Here is a 16,217-nt window from a genome sequence, read left to right on the forward strand (position 1 = left end):
AGTTGGATCTACTGTTCGAGGTCGCGGATGGTGCGCAGGGCAGCTGCGGTCAAGACGCGGATGGCGTATCCGAGGGCGCGTTCGTCAACAATGAAGTCACCGCGATGGAGGTCGTACTCCTCGCCGCCGGGAGTGTGCGTACCCAGGCGCATCATGGCGCCGGGGAGGTCTGCCAGGAACCAGGCGAAGTCCTCGCCACCCATGGACTGCGGAGTGAGGACCACTGCGTTCTCACCCAGCTCAGCGCGGGCGGAGGCTTCAATAAGCGCCGTCTCATGCTCGGAGTTGACCACAGGCGGCACGCCACGGGTGTGTTCCAGGTGGACGTCCACGCCATAGGGCGCGGCAACCTGCCGGACGACGTCGTCCAGCAACTCCCCCGCGCTGTGCCAGGCATCGCGATCCAGGCAGCGCATGGTGCCGGCCATGTAGCCGGAGCCCGGGATGGCATTGGGTGCGGAACCCGCGGAAATCTGGCCCCACACAACGGACACGCCACTGCGGACATCCACGCGCCGGGAAAGAACAGCTGGAACGTTGACCGCAATCTGCGCCAGCGCAAACACCAGATCTTCAGTCAGGTGAGGCCTGGACGTGTGGCCGCCCCGGCCGGAAAGCTCGATTTTGATGGTGTCCGAGGCCGAGGTGATCGCCCCGATGCGGGTGCCGATCTGGCCCACGTTGATCCGGGGATCGCAGTGCAGCGCCAGGATCCGCGGGACACCCTCAAGCACTCCCTGCTCGATGCAGGACAGCGCGCCGCCCGGCATGGTTTCCTCAGCGGGCTGGAAGATGATCCGGACCGTGCCGCCGAGCGGATTGTTCTTGTGCATCCGCTGCAGCGTCAAGGCGATGCCGAGCATGGCTGTGGTGTGGACATCATGCCCGCAGGCATGCGTCACGCCGTGGTTCTTCGAAGCGAACGGCAGGCCGGTTTCTTCAATGATCGGCAGCGCGTCGATGTCTCCCCGAAGGGCGGTGGCAATGGGACCCTCGCCCACGTCAACCGTCAGCCCGGTCTCCTCCAGGCGCCGCGGCTTCAGCCCGGCAGCTTCAAGCCGCTCCACGAGCTTGTCCGTAGTGCGGAATTCCTTGAAGGACAGCTCAGGGTGCGCGTGCAGGTCACGCCGGAATTCGATGAGCCCGGGAAGCAGCTCATCAACCCAGGGACTCACAACGGGAGCGGGCTCTGTTTCAGTGGTGTAATTGCGCACGTCACAACTCTAGCCATGCGTGGCACCCAAAGAACGAAAGCCACCTCTTGGTTACGCTGCGTTCAGACGCAGGACAACCAAAGAGGTGGCTCACGGTATAAGCGGAGGCTGTTACAACACGTCCGTATCGCCACTGGCCTTGAGGGCGTCAACGGTGCCCTTGACCAGTTGAGCGTGCTCCTTGGTGGTGACCAGGAGCGCGTCCGGAGTGTCCACGATGACCACATCCTTGATACCGATCAGCGCGATGACACGCTTGGTATCGGAGACCACCACGCCGCTGGCATTCTCCGCGAAGACACGGGCGCCTTCACCGAGCACTGTCACCTCGTCCACGTCGCCGGCATTGTTGAGGCGGCCGATCGCGGCGAAGTCGCCTACGTCGTCCCAACGGAAAGTACCAGGCACGACGGCGACATCGCCGGCTGCCGCTGCCGGCTCTGCCACGGCGTAGTCAATGGCAATCTTGGGCAGCGTGGGCCATACCCGCGCGGTGACTTCGGCGCGTTGCGGCGTATCCCAGGCTTCGGCGATTTCCTGAAGGCCCTTGAACAATTCGGGCTGGTTCGCTTCAAGGTGCTTGAGCATGAGCGCCACGGGAGCTACGAACATGCCGGCGTTCCAGACGTAATCGCCGGCTTCTACGTATTTGTTGGCAACTTCCTGGCTGGGCTTCTCAACGAACTCCGCCACTGCCAGCGCATTCGGGGCGCCTTCGACGTGGAGGGCGGCACCTGAACGGATGTAGCCGAAGCCTGTGGAGGGGTGCGTGGGCTTGATGCCGATGGTCACGATCTTGCCCATTGCGGCGGTGTAGATCGCCTCGCGCACCGTTTCCTGGAAAAGATGGTCCGGGCTGATGACCTGGTCCGCGGCAAAGGAGCCCATGATGGTTTCCGGATCGCGGCGGTACAGGATGGCAGCGGCCAGTCCGATCGCAGCGCCGGAGTCCTTGGGCTCGCTTTCGAGCACCAGTTCGTCGTCCCCGACCTCGGGAAGCTGCCGGCAGACGGCGGCACGGTGTGCCTCACCCGTCACAACAAGCACCCGTTCGCCGGCCAGGGGCTCCAAGCGATCATAGGTGGCCCTCAACAAGGTGCTGCCCGAACCGGTCAGGTCATGGAGGAACTTGGGCGCAGCGGCCCGCGAGAGCGGCCACAACCGGGTCCCCACACCGCCTGCCGGAATAACCGCATGGAAGCGGTTCATGGGCGATTCCGGGTATTTCGCGTCTTCTGTACTCACCGCAACACTTTATCCGACGCAAGCGCGAAGCCCCGCAGTACGCCACGCATGTGGTGTTCGTCTCAGGAAGTGGGCAAAATCGCCTGAATACTGGCACGAAACATGGAATTAACAAGGAGAGAAGCCCGTCCTAAATTGAATATGCTGTGAGCGAAGCCTAGATTTAGGCGTGAGCTACGAGTGCTCTCGCAGCAGGCGTTCCCCCCGCGTGGATCCCATGCCAGCGCCGCTGTGTTGCAGGAAGGTTTAATCAGTGCCGACAAAACCAGCTGGCACCTTGTACCGCGGCCGTGAAGGCATGTGGTCCTGGGTTGGACACCGTATTACCGGTGTAGTGATCTTTTTCTTCTTGTTGGTCCATGTGCTGGACACCTCATTGGTGCGCGTGTCCCCTGAGGCCTACACGGCCGTTATTGGTGCTTACAAGAACCCCCTCATGGCCCTGGGGGAAACGGGCCTGGTCGCTGCGATCATCTTCCACGCCTTCAACGGCCTGCGCGTGATTGCCATCGACTTCTGGAAAAAGGGCGCCAAGTACCAGCGCCAGATGCTGTGGATCGTACTTGCGCTGTGGCTGGTCACGTTCGCCGGCTTCGCCATCCGCCACCTTTCCCTCGCGCTGGGAGGCCACTAAGCCATGACAACCATTGAATCCCCACGCAGCGGAAAAATCGGTGCCGGGAAGATCGCTCCGAAGTACAGCCGCAATGGTTCCAGCCGTGGCAACTTCGAGATGATCGCCTGGCTCTTCATGCGTCTGTCCGGCATCGTCCTGGTGGTGCTGATCTTCGGCCACCTCTTCGTGAACCTGCTGGTAGGCGAAGGCATTCACGCGATCGACTTCGGCTTTGTTGCCGGCAAGTGGGCCGATCCGTTCTGGCAGTTCTGGGATCTCGCCATGCTGTGGCTTGCCATGCTGCACGGAACCAACGGCGTACGCACCATCATCAACGACTACGCCGAGAAGGATTCCACGCGCTTCTGGCTCAAGATGGTCCTCTACGCGGCCACCCTGGTCATCATCATCCTGGGCACGCTGGTGATCTTCACCTTCAACCCGTGCCCCGTTGTTGACGGCGTTCAGCTTCCTGGCGGATTCTGCCCGGCCCCGTAGCAGCGTTGCCGGCAGCTCCCTGGAGTGAACCGGCTCGCCTGACGTAGCGGAGCAGCCTCCGCCGACCATCTGAATTTTTGAAAGAGAGAGCATCTGGTATGCAGGTCCATAAGTACGACGTCGTCATTGTCGGTGCAGGTGGCGCCGGCATGCGCGCCGCGATCGAGTCCGGTCAGCGCGCACGCACCGCGGTACTGACCAAGCTCTACCCCACCCGCTCGCACACAGGTGCGGCCCAGGGTGGAATGTGTGCAGCACTGGCCAACGTCGAAGAAGACAACTGGGAATGGCACACCTTTGACACCATCAAGGGTGGCGACTACCTGGTTGACCAGGACGCAGCCGAGGTCATGGCGAAGGAAGCCATTGACGCCGTGCTGGACCTGGAGAAGATGGGTCTGCCGTTCAACCGCACACCCGAAGGCCGCATTGACCAGCGCCGCTTCGGTGGCCACACCCGCGATCACGGCAAGGCTCCTGTCCGCCGTGCTTGCTATGCAGCCGACCGTACAGGTCACATGATCCTGCAGACCCTGTACCAAAACTGCGTCAAGCACAACGTTGAGTTCTACAACGAGTACTACGTCCTGGACCTGCTGATCGTCGAAGAAGACGCAGTACGCGAAGACGGCACCCCGTACAAGCAGAAGCGCGTTGCCGGCGTGGTCTCCTACGACCTCGCTTCCGGTGAGCTCCACGTCTTCCAGGCCAAGTCCGTGGTGTTCGCTTCCGGCGGCGCGGGCAAGGTCTTCAAGACCACGTCCAACGCCCACACCCTCACGGGCGACGGCATGGGCATCGCTTTCCGCCGCGGCATCCCCCTGGAAGACATGGAGTTCTTCCAGTTCCACCCGACCGGCCTCGCCGGCCTGGGCATCCTCCTCACCGAGGGTGCACGTGGTGAAGGTGCCATCCTGCGTAACTCGGAGGGTGAGCGCTTCATGGAGCGCTACGCCCCCACCATCAAGGACCTCGCACCCCGCGACATCGTGGCCCGCGCCATGGCGAACGAAGTGCGTGAAGGCCGCGGTTGTGGCCCCAACAAGGATTACGTCCTCCTGGACCTGACCCACCTTGAGCCGGCGCACATCGAAGCCAAGCTTCCGGACATCACCGAGTTCGCCCGCACCTACCTGGGTGTGGAACCGTTCACGGATCCGGTTCCGGTGTTCCCCACTGCGCACTACGCCATGGGCGGCATCCCCACCAACATCACCACCGAGGTGCTGCAGGACAACGACACGATCGTGCCGGGCCTCTACGCCGCCGGTGAGGTTGCCTGCGTTTCCGTGCACGGCTCCAACCGCCTCGGCACCAACTCCCTCCTGGACATCAACGTCTTCGGCAAGCGTGCAGGCATCGCTGCTGCGGAGTACTCCAAGACAGCCGACTACGTCGAGCTGCCGGAGGACCCCGAGGCAATGACCCGTGGCATCCTCAATGGCCTCCTTACGGGTAACGGCACCGAGCGTGTTGCACAGATCCGCAAGGAACTGCAGGACACCATGGACGCCAACATGCAGGTGTTCCGCACCAAGGAATCCCTGGAGCAGGTCCTTCGCGACATCGCTTCCTTCGAAGAGCGGTACAAGCACGTTACCGTTCAGGACAAGGGCAAGCGCTTCAACCTGGACCTCCTGGAAGCCGTGGAACTGGGCTTCCTCCTGGACATGGCCAAGGTCATGACCGTTGGTGCACTGCACCGTGAAGAGTCACGCGGCGGCCACTACCGCGAGGACTTCCCGGACCGCAACGACGAGAAGTTCATGAAGCACTCCATGGCTTACCTGGACACTTCCGTCACCGTCGATTCCTCGGCGGAATCCGTCGCGGGCATCCGTCTTGAGACGAAGCCCGTCATCTTCACCCGTTACGAGCCGATGGAGCGTAAGTACTAATGACGACCGAAATGGCAGAGCCCGCTTCCAAGATCGAGCTCCCGGCAAGCGTTGCCGGCGACGGTGAAATCCCCACGTTCCACATCACGCTGCGTGTGCGTCGCTACGATCCCGAAATCTCGGACGAAGCACGTTGGGACGACTACAAGCTGACCATGTACGGCACGGACCGTGTGTTGGATGCCCTCCACAAGGTCAAGTGGGAGATTGACGGCAGCGTTTCCTTCCGTCGCTCCTGCGCCCACGGTGTTTGCGGTTCCGATGCCATGCGCATCAACGGCCGCAACCGCCTCGCCTGCAAGACGCTGCTGAAGGACCTGGACACCACCAAGCCCATCACCGTCGAACCGATCAAGGGCCTCCCCGTGGAGAAGGACCTGATCGTGGACATGGAGCCGTTCTTCCAGTCCTTCCGTGAAGTCATGCCGTTCCTGATCAACAAGGGCCACGAGCCCACAAAGGAACGCCTGCAGTCCGTCGAAGACCGTGAGCGCTTTGACGACACCACCAAGTGCATCCTGTGCGCCGCGTGCACCTCGTCCTGCCCGGTCTTCTGGACCGATGGCCAGTACTTTGGTCCTGCGGCGATCGTCAACGCACACCGCTTCATCTTCGATTCCCGTGATGATGCCGGCGACATGCGCCTTGAGATCCTCAACGACAAGGAAGGCGTGTGGCGCTGCCGCACCACTTTCAACTGTTCGGAAGCCTGCCCTCGTGGCATCCAGGTGACCCAGGCAATCGCAGAGGTCAAGCAGGCCATCTTGTCCCGCAAGATCTAGTTCGCGTTTCACCACAAGAACACACGACGACGGCGCCACTCACCACTGATGGTGAGGGGCGCCGTCGTCGTTAATCAACTGCCGCAACCGGCTCCGCAACGCAAGGAGATCAGCGTGTCACGCTCTGAAAAGATCAGCTTCACGGGTAGCACCGGCGACGCCCTGGCAGGCATCGTGGACGTGCCCGAGGGGCCCATCCGCGGCTGGGGCCTGTACTCGCACGGGCTGACCCTCGGCAAAGACAGCCCCGCAGCATCCCGCATCTGCAAGGGACTCGCGGAGCAGGGCGTGGGGATGCTGCGTTTCGACAACCTCGGCCTGGGCGGATCCGCGGGCGAATGGTCGGCCGGGTCCTTCAGCGTCAAAGTGGCCGACACCGTCCTGGCCGCGGAGTTCATGCGGGAACAAGGCCGGGCAATCTCCTTGCTGGTGGGCCACTCGTTCGGCGGTGCGGCAGTGCTCGCCGCAGCCCGCGACGTTCCAGGCCTTAACGCCGTGGTGACCGTTGCAGCGCCCTACGAACCCAAGCATGTTGAGCACATGTTCGACACCGAGATGGAAGACATCCTGCGCGATGGCAGTGCCGTGGTGGACCTCGGCGGCCGGCCCATGGAGGTCCGCCGCCACTTTGTGGAGGACGTGGAACGCGCGGATCTGCGCGACTGCATCCGAACCCTCCACAAGCCCCTGATGGTGATGCACTCCCCCACCGACAACACCGTGGGGATCGACAACGCCAGTGAAATCTTCCGTACTGCCCGGCACCCACGCAGTTTCATCTCCTTGGAAGGCAGTGAGCACCTCCTCACGGGTAAGGGCCAGGCAGCACGGGTTGCGCGCATCATCAGTGCCTGGGCGGACCCGTACCTGGAAGTCCCCGACGCCGTCTAAGTGCCGTTGCACCCAAGTAGGTAACAGCAAACGTTCCACTGACGCCTCAGTAGGGCATTTGCTGTCACCTAGTTGGTCCTATTTGCCGATAGCGGCTTTGCTCTCACTCAGCCACTGCTCGGCCGCTTTCTCCGGGCTCAGCCGCTTGAACAGGACATCGGTGTTGACGCGGGCGGTGATCTCGGAAACCGCCGTGGATCCGGTGGGACCGATGAATGTTGGCGCGAACTCCATCTTGCCGATCTGGTCGATATAGGCCGCCTCCGCCTTGCCCTGGGGTGTCAGGAGGTCCTGGATGGCTGTTCGCATGCCCGAGTTGCTGGGCACTCCGCGGTCGCTCTGGATGATCTTTGCGGCGGCCTCATTGTTGATGAGGAAGCTGACCAGCTTGGCTGCGGCATCTGTGTGCTTGCTCCGGGCTGAGATGGTGTAGAACTGCGAGGACTGCAGCCAGATCCCGGGCGTGGGCTTCTCCCCCGGAAGTTTGAGCAATTTCAACTCCGTGCCCGAGGCTTTGCTCAGGGCGGTCAGTGAGTTGGTCCACGTCAGCATCATGCCGGCCTGCCCCATACCCATGAGGGTTTGTTCCGTGCTGACGTTCAGTTTCTCCACGGTCTCCGAAGCGCTCGGAGCGGCGCCGGACTCGCTGAGCTTCAGTGAGAAGTCAAAGTAGTCCTGCACGGTGTCCTTATCCAGGCCCAGCTGGCCGTCCTGGGTGTAGAGAGACTTGCCGCGTTGGCGGGCGAAGGCGTCCAGGGAATCGTGCGTCAGGACTGTCGCCGTGCCGTAGGTTCCCTTGGGGCTCTTGTCCGTGATGTCAGCCGCGGTCTTGGCGAAGTCGTCCCAGGACCAGGTGCTGTCGTCCGGCAGGGCCACACCCGCAGCTTGGAACACGGCAGGGTTCACCACGATGGCCAAGGCGTTGGCGCCCGTGGAGACGCCGTACTGCTTGCCTTGGACCTGCCCGTTTTCCAAGGCTCCCTGGTCCATCTTGGACAGATCCAGCGAACCCTCCACCTTGGAGAGGTCCAGGAGGGCGCCGCGGTTGGCGTATTCAGCCGGGTACGCACCACCCATGGTAATGACGTCGGGGGCGTCGTTGGCTGCTACCTGGGTAGCCAGTTTGTCGAAGTAACCGCCGATGTCACCGTACTCGGGCTTCACCTTGATGTTGGGGTTGGCAGCCTCGAACTCCTTGATGGCCTTGTTGGTCAGGTCCGCACGGGTGGCATTGCCCCACCATGAGAAGCGGATCTCCACGGGCCCGTCTTCGGGTTGGTTGGAGGATGTGCCGGAACAGGCTGCAGTGAGGCCGAGCATGCTGACAACTGCCGCAAAAGCTATGGATTTCCGGATGCGCCGGAGGGATTTACTCGTCATTGGGTAAGCTTCTTTCAGGCTCAGAAAACGGTTCCTGAAACGTATCAAGGAGGTGTATATTCGTCAATAGTTTGGGGTATGAACTATTTTTATCGACCGAGGAGAACCTTGTGAAAACCCTGCGCCTGGACCAGATCCAGATCCGGGACCCCTTTGTGCTGACCCAGCCGGCGTCCGGCCGCTACCTTCTCTTCGGCAGCACGGACAAGAACATTTGGTCCGGGCAAGCCACCGGGTTCGACTGCTACCGAAGCAGCGATCTGGTCACCTGGGAGGGTCCCCTTGAGGCATTCAGGCCGCAGCGCGGATTCTGGAGCCAGGAGCAGTACTGGGCTCCCGAGGTCCATGAATACCAAGGGCGCTACTTCATGTTTGCTACGTTCATAGCCCCCGGCCACCTTCGCGGAACCCAGATCCTTGCCGCTGATGAGCCCGAAGGACCCTATGAACCATGGAGCGATGGTCCGGTAACTCCCGCCAACTGGCAGTGCTTGGACGGCACTCTTCACGTGGACGATGAGGGAACCCCGTGGATGGTTTTCTGCCACGAGTGGAAGCAAGTGCACGACGGCGCCATGATGGCACAGCGCCTCAGCCCGGACCTCCGGACCGCTGAAGGTGTTCCTGTCTTCCTCTTCAGTGCCTCGGAGGCGCCATGGGCGCGCGCCCTCGATGTTCCCTCCGTCCGTGACCGGGAATTCCCTGTTTTTGTTACCGATGGCCCGTTCCTCCACAGGCTCAGCAGCGGCAACCTCATCATGCTGTGGTCCAGCTTTGGCGAGAACGGTTATGCCATGGGTATAGCCCGCAGTGAATCAGGAACGGTACTGGGCCCCTGGACCCAGGAAGCGGAACCACTCTGGGGTACTGATGGCGGCCATGGAATGATCGCCCGCGACCTCGACGGCAGCCTTTTCCTGACGCTCCATCAGCCCAATAAGACCCCCTACGAGAGGGCAGCGTTCTTCCCTCTCGAGGAACGTGAAGACACAGTGACACTCGCCGGTACAACCATTTCCGAAAGGCTGCCATGAACCCGCCACCCCCTTCCATCGATCGCAAAGGACTGGTCCGGCGACACAATGTCCGCCAAAACAGGTTGGATCCGCGCAGTCCCGTCTCGGTGGGCAACGGCGAGTTCGCCTTCACCATGGACCTCACCGGCCTGCAATCATTGCCCGCCCACTATCCCGTGGGGGCACGCGATGAGCTGCCGCCCGGAACACTCCTGGGGACGCAAGCGCAGTGGGGCTGGCACTCCGTCCCGCCGCTCGAACCGTATGACCTCGCCGGCTCCACTGTCCTCTACGATTCGCCCCGCGGCCCGGTCCCCTATGTGGACATGGTGGGTGACATAGTCAACGATCGCGAAACGGACACCTCCCTCGCTGAAACCTGGCTCAGGGCCAATGCGCACCGACTCGACTTGGGGCGCCTCGGCTTCCGCTGGAGGGAGGGCGGCGTTGACCGACCCCTCGTGCCTGCGGACATCGCCGATACTGAACAAACGCTCGACCTCTGGACGGGCACGGTGACCAGCAGCTTCATGCTGGCCGGCCACCGGGTCAAAGTCACGACGGCGTGCCACCCGGACCGGGATGAGCTGGGCTTTAGCGTCGAGTCGGCTGCCCTTGAGGCAGGTCTACGGGTGGGCATCGGGTTCCCCTACGGGTCCGAGGCCTGGCATGACGCCGCGGACTGGAACCGACCGGACGCCCACACCACCAAACTCACAGGGCCGACACCGGTGAAGGAGGACCCTGGAACCGCAGCCTGGACAGCTCACCGGGAACTGGACGATTCCCGCTACCACGTGGTGATCACAGGCGGGAACCTGACGGTGGAACAGGTAGGCCGGCATGAACTTCTCCTTGCCTTGGTTTCGTCCGGGACTGGTGCCGGCATACCAGCTCTGGACTTTTCCGTGGCTTTCCTGTCGGCGGGCGATGGCGAATGCATCCCCAGGGGCAACAACAGCTCCGCCAACCAGGCACAGCAGCAAACCGTCCCCGCGGAGGCGGGAAACGGCGTCGGACTTTCACCTGCAGGTTCCGTCATCGAGGCCTCTGCCACCCACTGGCCGGCGTTCTGGTCTTCGGGAGGTGCGATCGAACTCGATGCCACCGACGATCCGCGGGCCAAGGAATTGGAACGGCGGATTGTGCTGTCCCAGTACCTGACGGCGATCAACTGCTCCGGCTCGCTACCCCCGCAGGAGACAGGGCTTGTGTGCAATTCGTGGCGTGGCCGCTTCCACTTGGAAATGCACTGGTGGCATGCCGCGCACTTTGCGCACTGGAACCGCGTGGAACTGCTCCTGCCATCGTTGCGCTGGTACACCACCGTGCTGGAAACCTCCCGGCAAACAGCCAAAACGCAAGGATTCGACGGCGTCCGCTGGCCCAAACAGGTGGGCCCGGACGGACGGGAAAGCCCAAGCCCCATCGGCACATTCCTGATCTGGCAGCAACCCCATCCCATCCACTTGGCTGAGTTGGTGTACCGGGCCAACCCGGGCAGGCAGGTGCTGGAGGAGTTCGCGGAGATTGTCTTTGAGTCAGCCGCCTTCATGGCAAGCTTTGCCCACCCCACCTCGCGCGGCTTTGAACTGGGGCCTCCCTTGATTCCGGCGCAGGAAAGCTACGGCGCGATCCGGTCCAAGGTCACCAATCCCACCTTCGAATTGGCGTATTGGCAGTGGGGCCTGCGGACGGCTTCGGCGTGGCGGGAGAGGCTAGGGCTGGAACCTGTTCCGGCATGGTCTGAGGTAGCAGATGGCCTGGTTCCACCACGGGTGGTGGACGGCGTGTATGCCGCGATCGACGTGGAGCCCTTCACCATACGAACCGACCACCCCTCCATGCTCTGTGCGCTCGGGGTCCTTCCGCAGACCGACCTCATTGATCCGGACCTCATGCGGGCCACACTGTCCGATGTCCTGGCCGATTGGGACTGGGGCAGCACCTGGGGTTGGGACTATCCGGTGATGGCCATGACTGCCGCGCGGCTGGAGGATCCGGAAGCCGCCGTTGATGCGCTGCTCCTGAACGCCGGCAAGAACACAGTCCTGGCCAACGGCCACAACAGACAGACAGACTCGTTGCCGCTGTACCTTCCGGGCAATGGCGGGCTTCTGGCTGCTGTGGCCCTCATGGCCGCCGGTTGGGACAACGGCCCGGCACGACACGCACCCGGGTTCCCCGCTGACTGGACCGTTGCCTGGGAGGGGCTGGTGCAGGCACCCTAGCTGCGGCGGGGTCCCACGGCTGCGCCCACGAGGGCCCCCAACCCCACTCCGATGAGGATGCCCAGGAACGGGGAGTTGAAGATCAGTTGGCCCACGATCAGGCCGACGGCAGCCCCGAGGAGACAGCCGATCCACAGTTGATTGTTCATGGCGTCTCCCTTGGGAAAAGGACTGTCAGGTGCGGGGCATAACGCGGCGGGACCCCAGGACTTTCTTGCGTGGAGCCTCCCCTGATTCAGTATCTGCCTCGCGGATAGCGGACCACGATGCTGAGACGAGATACACCTGGCTTACCAGGTTGAACCAGATCAACAAGCCGATAATGATGGCGAACGATGCCAGGACCGGATTGTTTCCGGAGCGGGCAAGAAGTTCGGTGCTGAAGAATTGGAGGACAGTGGTCCCCACGCCGGCCAGCACTACCCCTTCCAGGAACGCGCGGCGCCCCAGCTTCAGGCCGCCTGCGATCCGGAACAGTACTGCCGCCGTCGCGCAGTTCAAAAGGAGGGGAACCACAATCTTGACGGTGGAGGCGATAGGTGCGGCCACTGCCTCGTCCAGCTTCAACAGGTCGATGAACCAATCGGCCGCTGTTCCGAAAATCAGGGACGCGCCGGCGCTGATGATCAGGATGACCCCGAGGAGCACCAAGGTGCCGGCGTCGATGAGCTTTTGGAGAAGACCGTTGCGCATGAGCGGATCAGCGTTCATCACCCCACGGAGCCCCTCCCTGACGCTGGCAATCCAGCCAAGAGACGTGAAGATGGTGACGGCTGCAGCGATCAGCGCGGTCCAGCCGAGGCCGGACGGGTTCAGCAGTGTTTGCGGGTCCACCAGGCCTTCACCGCCATTGACCTGGAGAAGACCGGGCGCCGCGGATGCCACACTGCCGATGACAGCGTCTTCCAGCACAGGGTTGCCACCTAGGACGATGCCGGCGATCGCGAAACCGGTGGTCAGCAGACCCGTCACGGAGAAGAACATGTTGAATCCGATGCCGGCACTCAGCAGGGGCCCATGTTGCCGCGTGTAGTGCTGGAATGCGCGCATGGCACGGTTGGTGTTCAGCCTGGCCATGAAGAGGGCAAAGAATGCTCCTGCCTTCTTCGGCAGCCCGTCGCCGGCCCGCTTGGCGTGGCCCCAGTCCTGCCTCTTGCGGAGCAGCTCGAGTTTGAGCTTGGCCAGCTCAGTTGGCAGCGGAGGAACGTCCGCCTGTGTGGCCTGAATCCGCTTGCTGTTCTTCGTCAGTATCGCCGCCAAAGTCGAGCTCTTCCCGTAGCTGCCATATTCCATTGGTGTCGTGCTCGTAAAGTCCCATGCTAACCACAGGGAAGGTGGCCCGGTAATCTCTGAGGACCGTTTCGGCCTCATCAAGATTTTCCTGGGCAACATCGTGAGCCACAGTGACATGCGGGTGATACGGGAAGGGCAGCAACCGTTCAAGCGGCCCGGTTTGAAGTTTCTCGTGCAACTGCACGCACTCTTCAAAGCCTTCTTCCACGTTGACGAACACCACCGGTGAAACGGGCCGGAAAGAACCCGTGCCTGAAATGGTGATGTGGAAGGGTTCCTGGGTCCGGGCTACTTCCCGGACATGCTCGCGGGTGGCGTCCCAATCCTGGGTGGGCGTAGTGGTAATCAGCGTGATGTGGGCAGGAATGACCTCAGCCATGGGGTCACCGAAAGAGGCCCGCCATTCCTGCAGTTCGCGGGCGATCTCCGGCGGGAAACCGAGGATGACACCGACACACATGGTGTCGCCATCGCCGCAGTCGCTGCCGGAGACACCTGTCTGGCGAGAGTCGTCCGGACCGACACCCTTGCGGGTGTCGGTCTTGACGTTGAGCTGGCCAGCGGAGCACATGGAGTTAGCGGGCTCCCAGGTGGCGGTGGGCATCTCCGCGGTAGGGCAGGAAGCCGACCTTGGAATAGACGTCCGCCAAGGTGGCCGAGGCAATTTCGCGAGCCTTGTCTGCGCCCAGGGCCAGGAGCCGGTCCAGTTCCGCAGGATCGGCCAAGAGCTCATTGGCCCGTTCCCGGATGGGTGCCAGGTGCCCGGAGACGAGTTCTGCGAGGTCAACCTTAAGGTGGCCGTACATTTTGCCCTGGTAGTCGGCCACGATCTTCTCCACCGGTGTTCCGCTGATGGCCGAGTAGATGGTCAGCAGGTTCGAAACGCCCGGCTTGTTCTCGCGGTCGTAGCGGATCTCGGTTTCCGTGTCCGTCACCGCTGACTTGATGCGCTTGGCCACAGTCTTGGGGTCGTCCAGGAGATTGATCAGCCCGGCCGGCGATTCCGCTGACTTGGACATCTTGGCGGTGGGGTTCTGGAGATCGTAGATCTTTGCCGATTCCTTCTGGATGAAGGCCTGGGGCACTTGGAATGTCTCCCCGAACCGGCTGTTGAAGCGGTTGGCGAGGTCCCGGCTGAGTTCCACATGCTGGCGCTGATCTTCACCCACGGGCACACCGTGCGGCTGGTAGAGGAGAATATCGGCGGCCTGAAGGATGGGGTACGTGAACAGGCCAACGCTGGCGTGGTCCGATCCCTGCTTCTGCGCCTTGTCCTTGAACTGCGTCATGCGGGCTGCCTCACCCATGCCGGTGATGCAGTTCAGGACCCAGGCGAGCTGAGCGTGCTCAGGGACCTGGGACTGGACGAACAGGGTGCACTTGTTCACGTCAACGCCACCGGCGATGTACTGGGCAGCCGTAACGCGGGTGCGCCGCGCGAGCTCGGCCGGATCCTGCGGGACCGTAATAGCGTGCAGGTCCGGGATGAAGTACACGGCATCGTACTCGTCCTGCATCCGCACCCAGTTGACCAAGGCGCCAAGATAGTTGCCCAGGTGCAGGGAGTCAGCGGAGGGCTGCATGCCGGAGAGGACGCGGTGCTTGGCGCCAACGGCAAGCTTGGTGGACGTGCTGGTTTGCGGTACCGCTGCAGTGCCGGTTTCAGTCGTGGTGGAACTAGTCATGGAGGAATACCTTAGGGAGCTTAGAGCCGGTAGTCGACTACCAGCGGTGCGTGGTCGGAGAAGCGGGTGTCCCACGAAGGCGCCCGGTCAACGACAGCCGAGAACGCGGCTGCAGCGAGGTCCGGGGTTGCCAGGTGGTAGTCAATGCGCCAGCCTGTGTCGGTGTCAAAGGCTTTACCGCGCTGGGACCACCAGGTGTAGGGGCCGGCGACATTTCCTGCCAGGCCCCTGTGGACATCCCTCCATCCGATTTCTTCGCCGAGGAAGCGGTCAAAGTAAGCGCGCTCCTCCGGGAGGAAGCCGGCACGCTTGACGTTGCCCTTCCAGTTCTTGATGTCCAGTTCTGTGTGTCCGACGTTGAGGTCCCCCACCACCAACGCATGGTCGCTGTGCTTGGCAAGTTCGGGCAAGCGGACAGTCATGGCGTCGAGGAAGCGGAATTTGTCGTCCTGCTTGGGAGTTCCGACTTCTCCGGAGTGCACGTAGGCGCTGACAACGGTCAGGGTGGTGGGTTCACCGGCCGCGTTCTTCACAGTGAAGTCGGCTTCAACCCAACGTCCTGAAGTGTCGAAATAGGAATCGCCGATCCCTATTCGCGTGGCCGTGGGCTCTTCACGGGAAGCAATCGCTACACCGGCCCGGCCCTTGGCCTCGGCTTCGGTGTGCAGGATGTGCCAGCCTTCGCCGATCAGCTTCCTGACGATGTCATCAGGTGCGCGGACTTCCTGGAGGCAGAGAATGTCAACCTCGCGCGGCTCCAGCCATTCCGCCATGCCGTTCTTGTAGGCAGCCCTGAGGCCGTTGACGTTAACTGACGCGATGCGAAGGAAGTCCTTCTTCAATGCCGTACTCACCCGGTCCACTCTAGTCGATGATGGTGCCGGCCACGGGCTCGTCCGAGCCGCCGGAGGACTTGATCATGTCGCGTGCATTGGTGGCCGTAATGGCAATGGTTTCCAGGGCGCGGTTGATGGTGTCCTGATCTGCCTCAGCGCCCTTGGCGCGTTCCTCGTCCACTACGCGGACCTGCACCTGGACAATCTTGAAGGAATGATCCAGCTTGAGGTCGCGAACCTCGTCGGCCTTGCTGCGTTCGGCGACGACCCGGGTTCCGCCGCTGTCGGCAGCGGACGACGACGGCGCGCGGCCGGCTGCGGCGTTGAACGCGTTTTGCGCTTCGGTCAGCTTTGCGCCGGCACGCTGCGCGGCCCTGCGGATGCTCAGCACCACGAAGGTGGCCAGGGCCAACCAACCGAAGGCCACTACTGCGACGACCCAACCCACAACATCGTTCTGGTTGGCCGCGAAGATCACGGCCACCAGGAACGCGATGATGACAACGGTCATCCCCAGGCCGCCAATGCGGAAGCCCTTGAACATGCCTTTACCGGCGGGAGACGTGGACGGGTGCGGGTCACCGAGAGATTGCATGGATCCATTCTCTCAAATGCCTGCAGGTGCCCGTGCC

General features: G+C 62.5%; 16 protein-coding genes. 7 read left to right on the forward strand and 9 right to left on the reverse strand.

Features of this window, described 5'->3' with window-relative positions:
• Positions 1-8: 8 nt before the first annotated feature.
• Both M1D51_RS15730 and M1D51_RS15735 read right to left on the reverse strand, forming a co-directional pair.
• Positions 9-1,214, reverse strand: coding sequence for an amidohydrolase (locus M1D51_RS15730; RefSeq protein ID WP_024820064.1), 1,206 nt, complete (start codon positions 1,212-1,214; stop codon positions 9-11).
• A gap of 111 nt (positions 1,215-1,325) precedes the next feature.
• Positions 1,326-2,423 carry a mannose-1-phosphate guanylyltransferase gene (locus M1D51_RS15735; protein WP_216659886.1) on the reverse strand — a complete coding sequence of 366 codons (1,098 nt, stop codon included), beginning with the start codon at positions 2,421-2,423 and terminating at the stop codon, positions 1,326-1,328.
• Between the two features lie 334 nt (positions 2,424-2,757).
• Between M1D51_RS15735 and sdhC the strand changes: the two genes are divergently transcribed.
• From sdhC to M1D51_RS15760, 5 genes are all read left to right on the forward strand, one after another.
• Positions 2,758-3,093: a succinate dehydrogenase, cytochrome b556 subunit gene (gene sdhC / locus M1D51_RS15740; RefSeq protein ID WP_231343329.1), complete on the forward strand. Its 336-nt coding sequence runs from the start codon at positions 2,758-2,760 to the stop codon at positions 3,091-3,093.
• A gap of 3 nt (positions 3,094-3,096) precedes the next feature.
• Positions 3,097-3,573 (forward strand): succinate dehydrogenase hydrophobic membrane anchor subunit, encoded by a 477-nt coding sequence (locus tag M1D51_RS15745; protein ID WP_172323855.1) that lies wholly within the window; start codon positions 3,097-3,099, stop codon positions 3,571-3,573.
• Between the two features lie 98 nt (positions 3,574-3,671).
• Complete coding sequence (gene sdhA, locus M1D51_RS15750; protein ID WP_026547511.1) at positions 3,672-5,471, forward strand: succinate dehydrogenase flavoprotein subunit; 1,800 nt, start codon at positions 3,672-3,674, stop codon at positions 5,469-5,471.
• Positions 5,471-6,253, forward strand: a complete 783-nt coding sequence (locus M1D51_RS15755; protein ID WP_026542862.1) for a succinate dehydrogenase iron-sulfur subunit — start codon at positions 5,471-5,473, stop codon at positions 6,251-6,253. The genes sdhA and M1D51_RS15755 overlap by 1 nt, the downstream gene beginning before the upstream one ends.
• A 114-nt stretch (positions 6,254-6,367) precedes the next feature.
• Positions 6,368-7,144, forward strand: coding sequence for an alpha/beta hydrolase (locus tag M1D51_RS15760; RefSeq protein ID WP_172323854.1), 777 nt, complete (start codon positions 6,368-6,370; stop codon positions 7,142-7,144).
• Between the two features lie 78 nt (positions 7,145-7,222).
• On the opposite strand, the gene M1D51_RS15765 is transcribed toward M1D51_RS15760, so the two are convergent.
• Positions 7,223-8,524 (reverse strand): ABC transporter substrate-binding protein, encoded by a 1,302-nt coding sequence (locus M1D51_RS15765; RefSeq protein ID WP_172323853.1) that lies wholly within the window; start codon positions 8,522-8,524, stop codon positions 7,223-7,225.
• 110 nt (positions 8,525-8,634) lie between these two features.
• Between M1D51_RS15765 and M1D51_RS15770 the strand changes: the two genes are divergently transcribed.
• Both M1D51_RS15770 and M1D51_RS15775 read left to right on the forward strand, forming a co-directional pair.
• On the forward strand, positions 8,635-9,558 hold the full coding sequence (locus M1D51_RS15770) for a glycoside hydrolase family 43 protein (RefSeq protein WP_458107147.1): 924 nt from the start codon (positions 8,635-8,637) through the stop codon (positions 9,556-9,558).
• The gene (locus tag M1D51_RS15775) at positions 9,555-11,771 is read left to right on the forward strand and encodes a hypothetical protein (protein WP_458107148.1); all 2,217 of its coding nucleotides are present in this window, start codon (positions 9,555-9,557) and stop codon (positions 11,769-11,771) included. Before M1D51_RS15770 ends, M1D51_RS15775 begins: the two co-directional genes overlap by 4 nt.
• On the opposite strand, the gene M1D51_RS15780 is transcribed toward M1D51_RS15775, so the two are convergent.
• Genes M1D51_RS15780 through M1D51_RS15805 form a run of 6 tightly spaced genes read right to left on the reverse strand, consistent with a single transcriptional unit; the run spans position 11,768 to position 16,180 of the window.
• Positions 11,768-11,920, reverse strand: coding sequence for a glycine zipper domain-containing protein (locus M1D51_RS15780; protein WP_172323851.1), 153 nt, complete (start codon positions 11,918-11,920; stop codon positions 11,768-11,770). The genes M1D51_RS15775 and M1D51_RS15780 overlap by 4 nt on opposite strands.
• 25 nt (positions 11,921-11,945) lie before the next feature.
• Positions 11,946-13,031: a YihY/virulence factor BrkB family protein gene (locus M1D51_RS15785; RefSeq protein WP_458107149.1), complete on the reverse strand. Its 1,086-nt coding sequence runs from the start codon at positions 13,029-13,031 to the stop codon at positions 11,946-11,948.
• Entirely contained in the window at positions 12,958-13,635 is a 678-nt protein-coding gene (locus tag M1D51_RS15790) for a 2'-5' RNA ligase family protein (RefSeq protein WP_172325273.1), read from the reverse strand. Before M1D51_RS15790 ends, M1D51_RS15785 begins: the two co-directional genes overlap by 74 nt.
• Positions 13,636-13,639: 4 nt before the next feature.
• Positions 13,640-14,749 carry a tryptophan--tRNA ligase gene (gene trpS / locus M1D51_RS15795; protein WP_458107150.1) on the reverse strand — a complete coding sequence of 370 codons (1,110 nt, stop codon included), beginning with the start codon at positions 14,747-14,749 and terminating at the stop codon, positions 13,640-13,642.
• A 20-nt stretch (positions 14,750-14,769) separates the two neighbouring features.
• Positions 14,770-15,603 (reverse strand): exodeoxyribonuclease III, encoded by an 834-nt coding sequence (locus M1D51_RS15800; protein ID WP_458107151.1) that lies wholly within the window; start codon positions 15,601-15,603, stop codon positions 14,770-14,772.
• Between the two features lie 10 nt (positions 15,604-15,613).
• Entirely contained in the window at positions 15,614-16,180 is a 567-nt protein-coding gene (locus tag M1D51_RS15805) for a hypothetical protein (protein ID WP_458107152.1), read from the reverse strand.
• Positions 16,181-16,217 lie beyond the last annotated feature (37 nt).

This window comes from Arthrobacter sp. R3-55 (genome assembly GCF_054161505.1).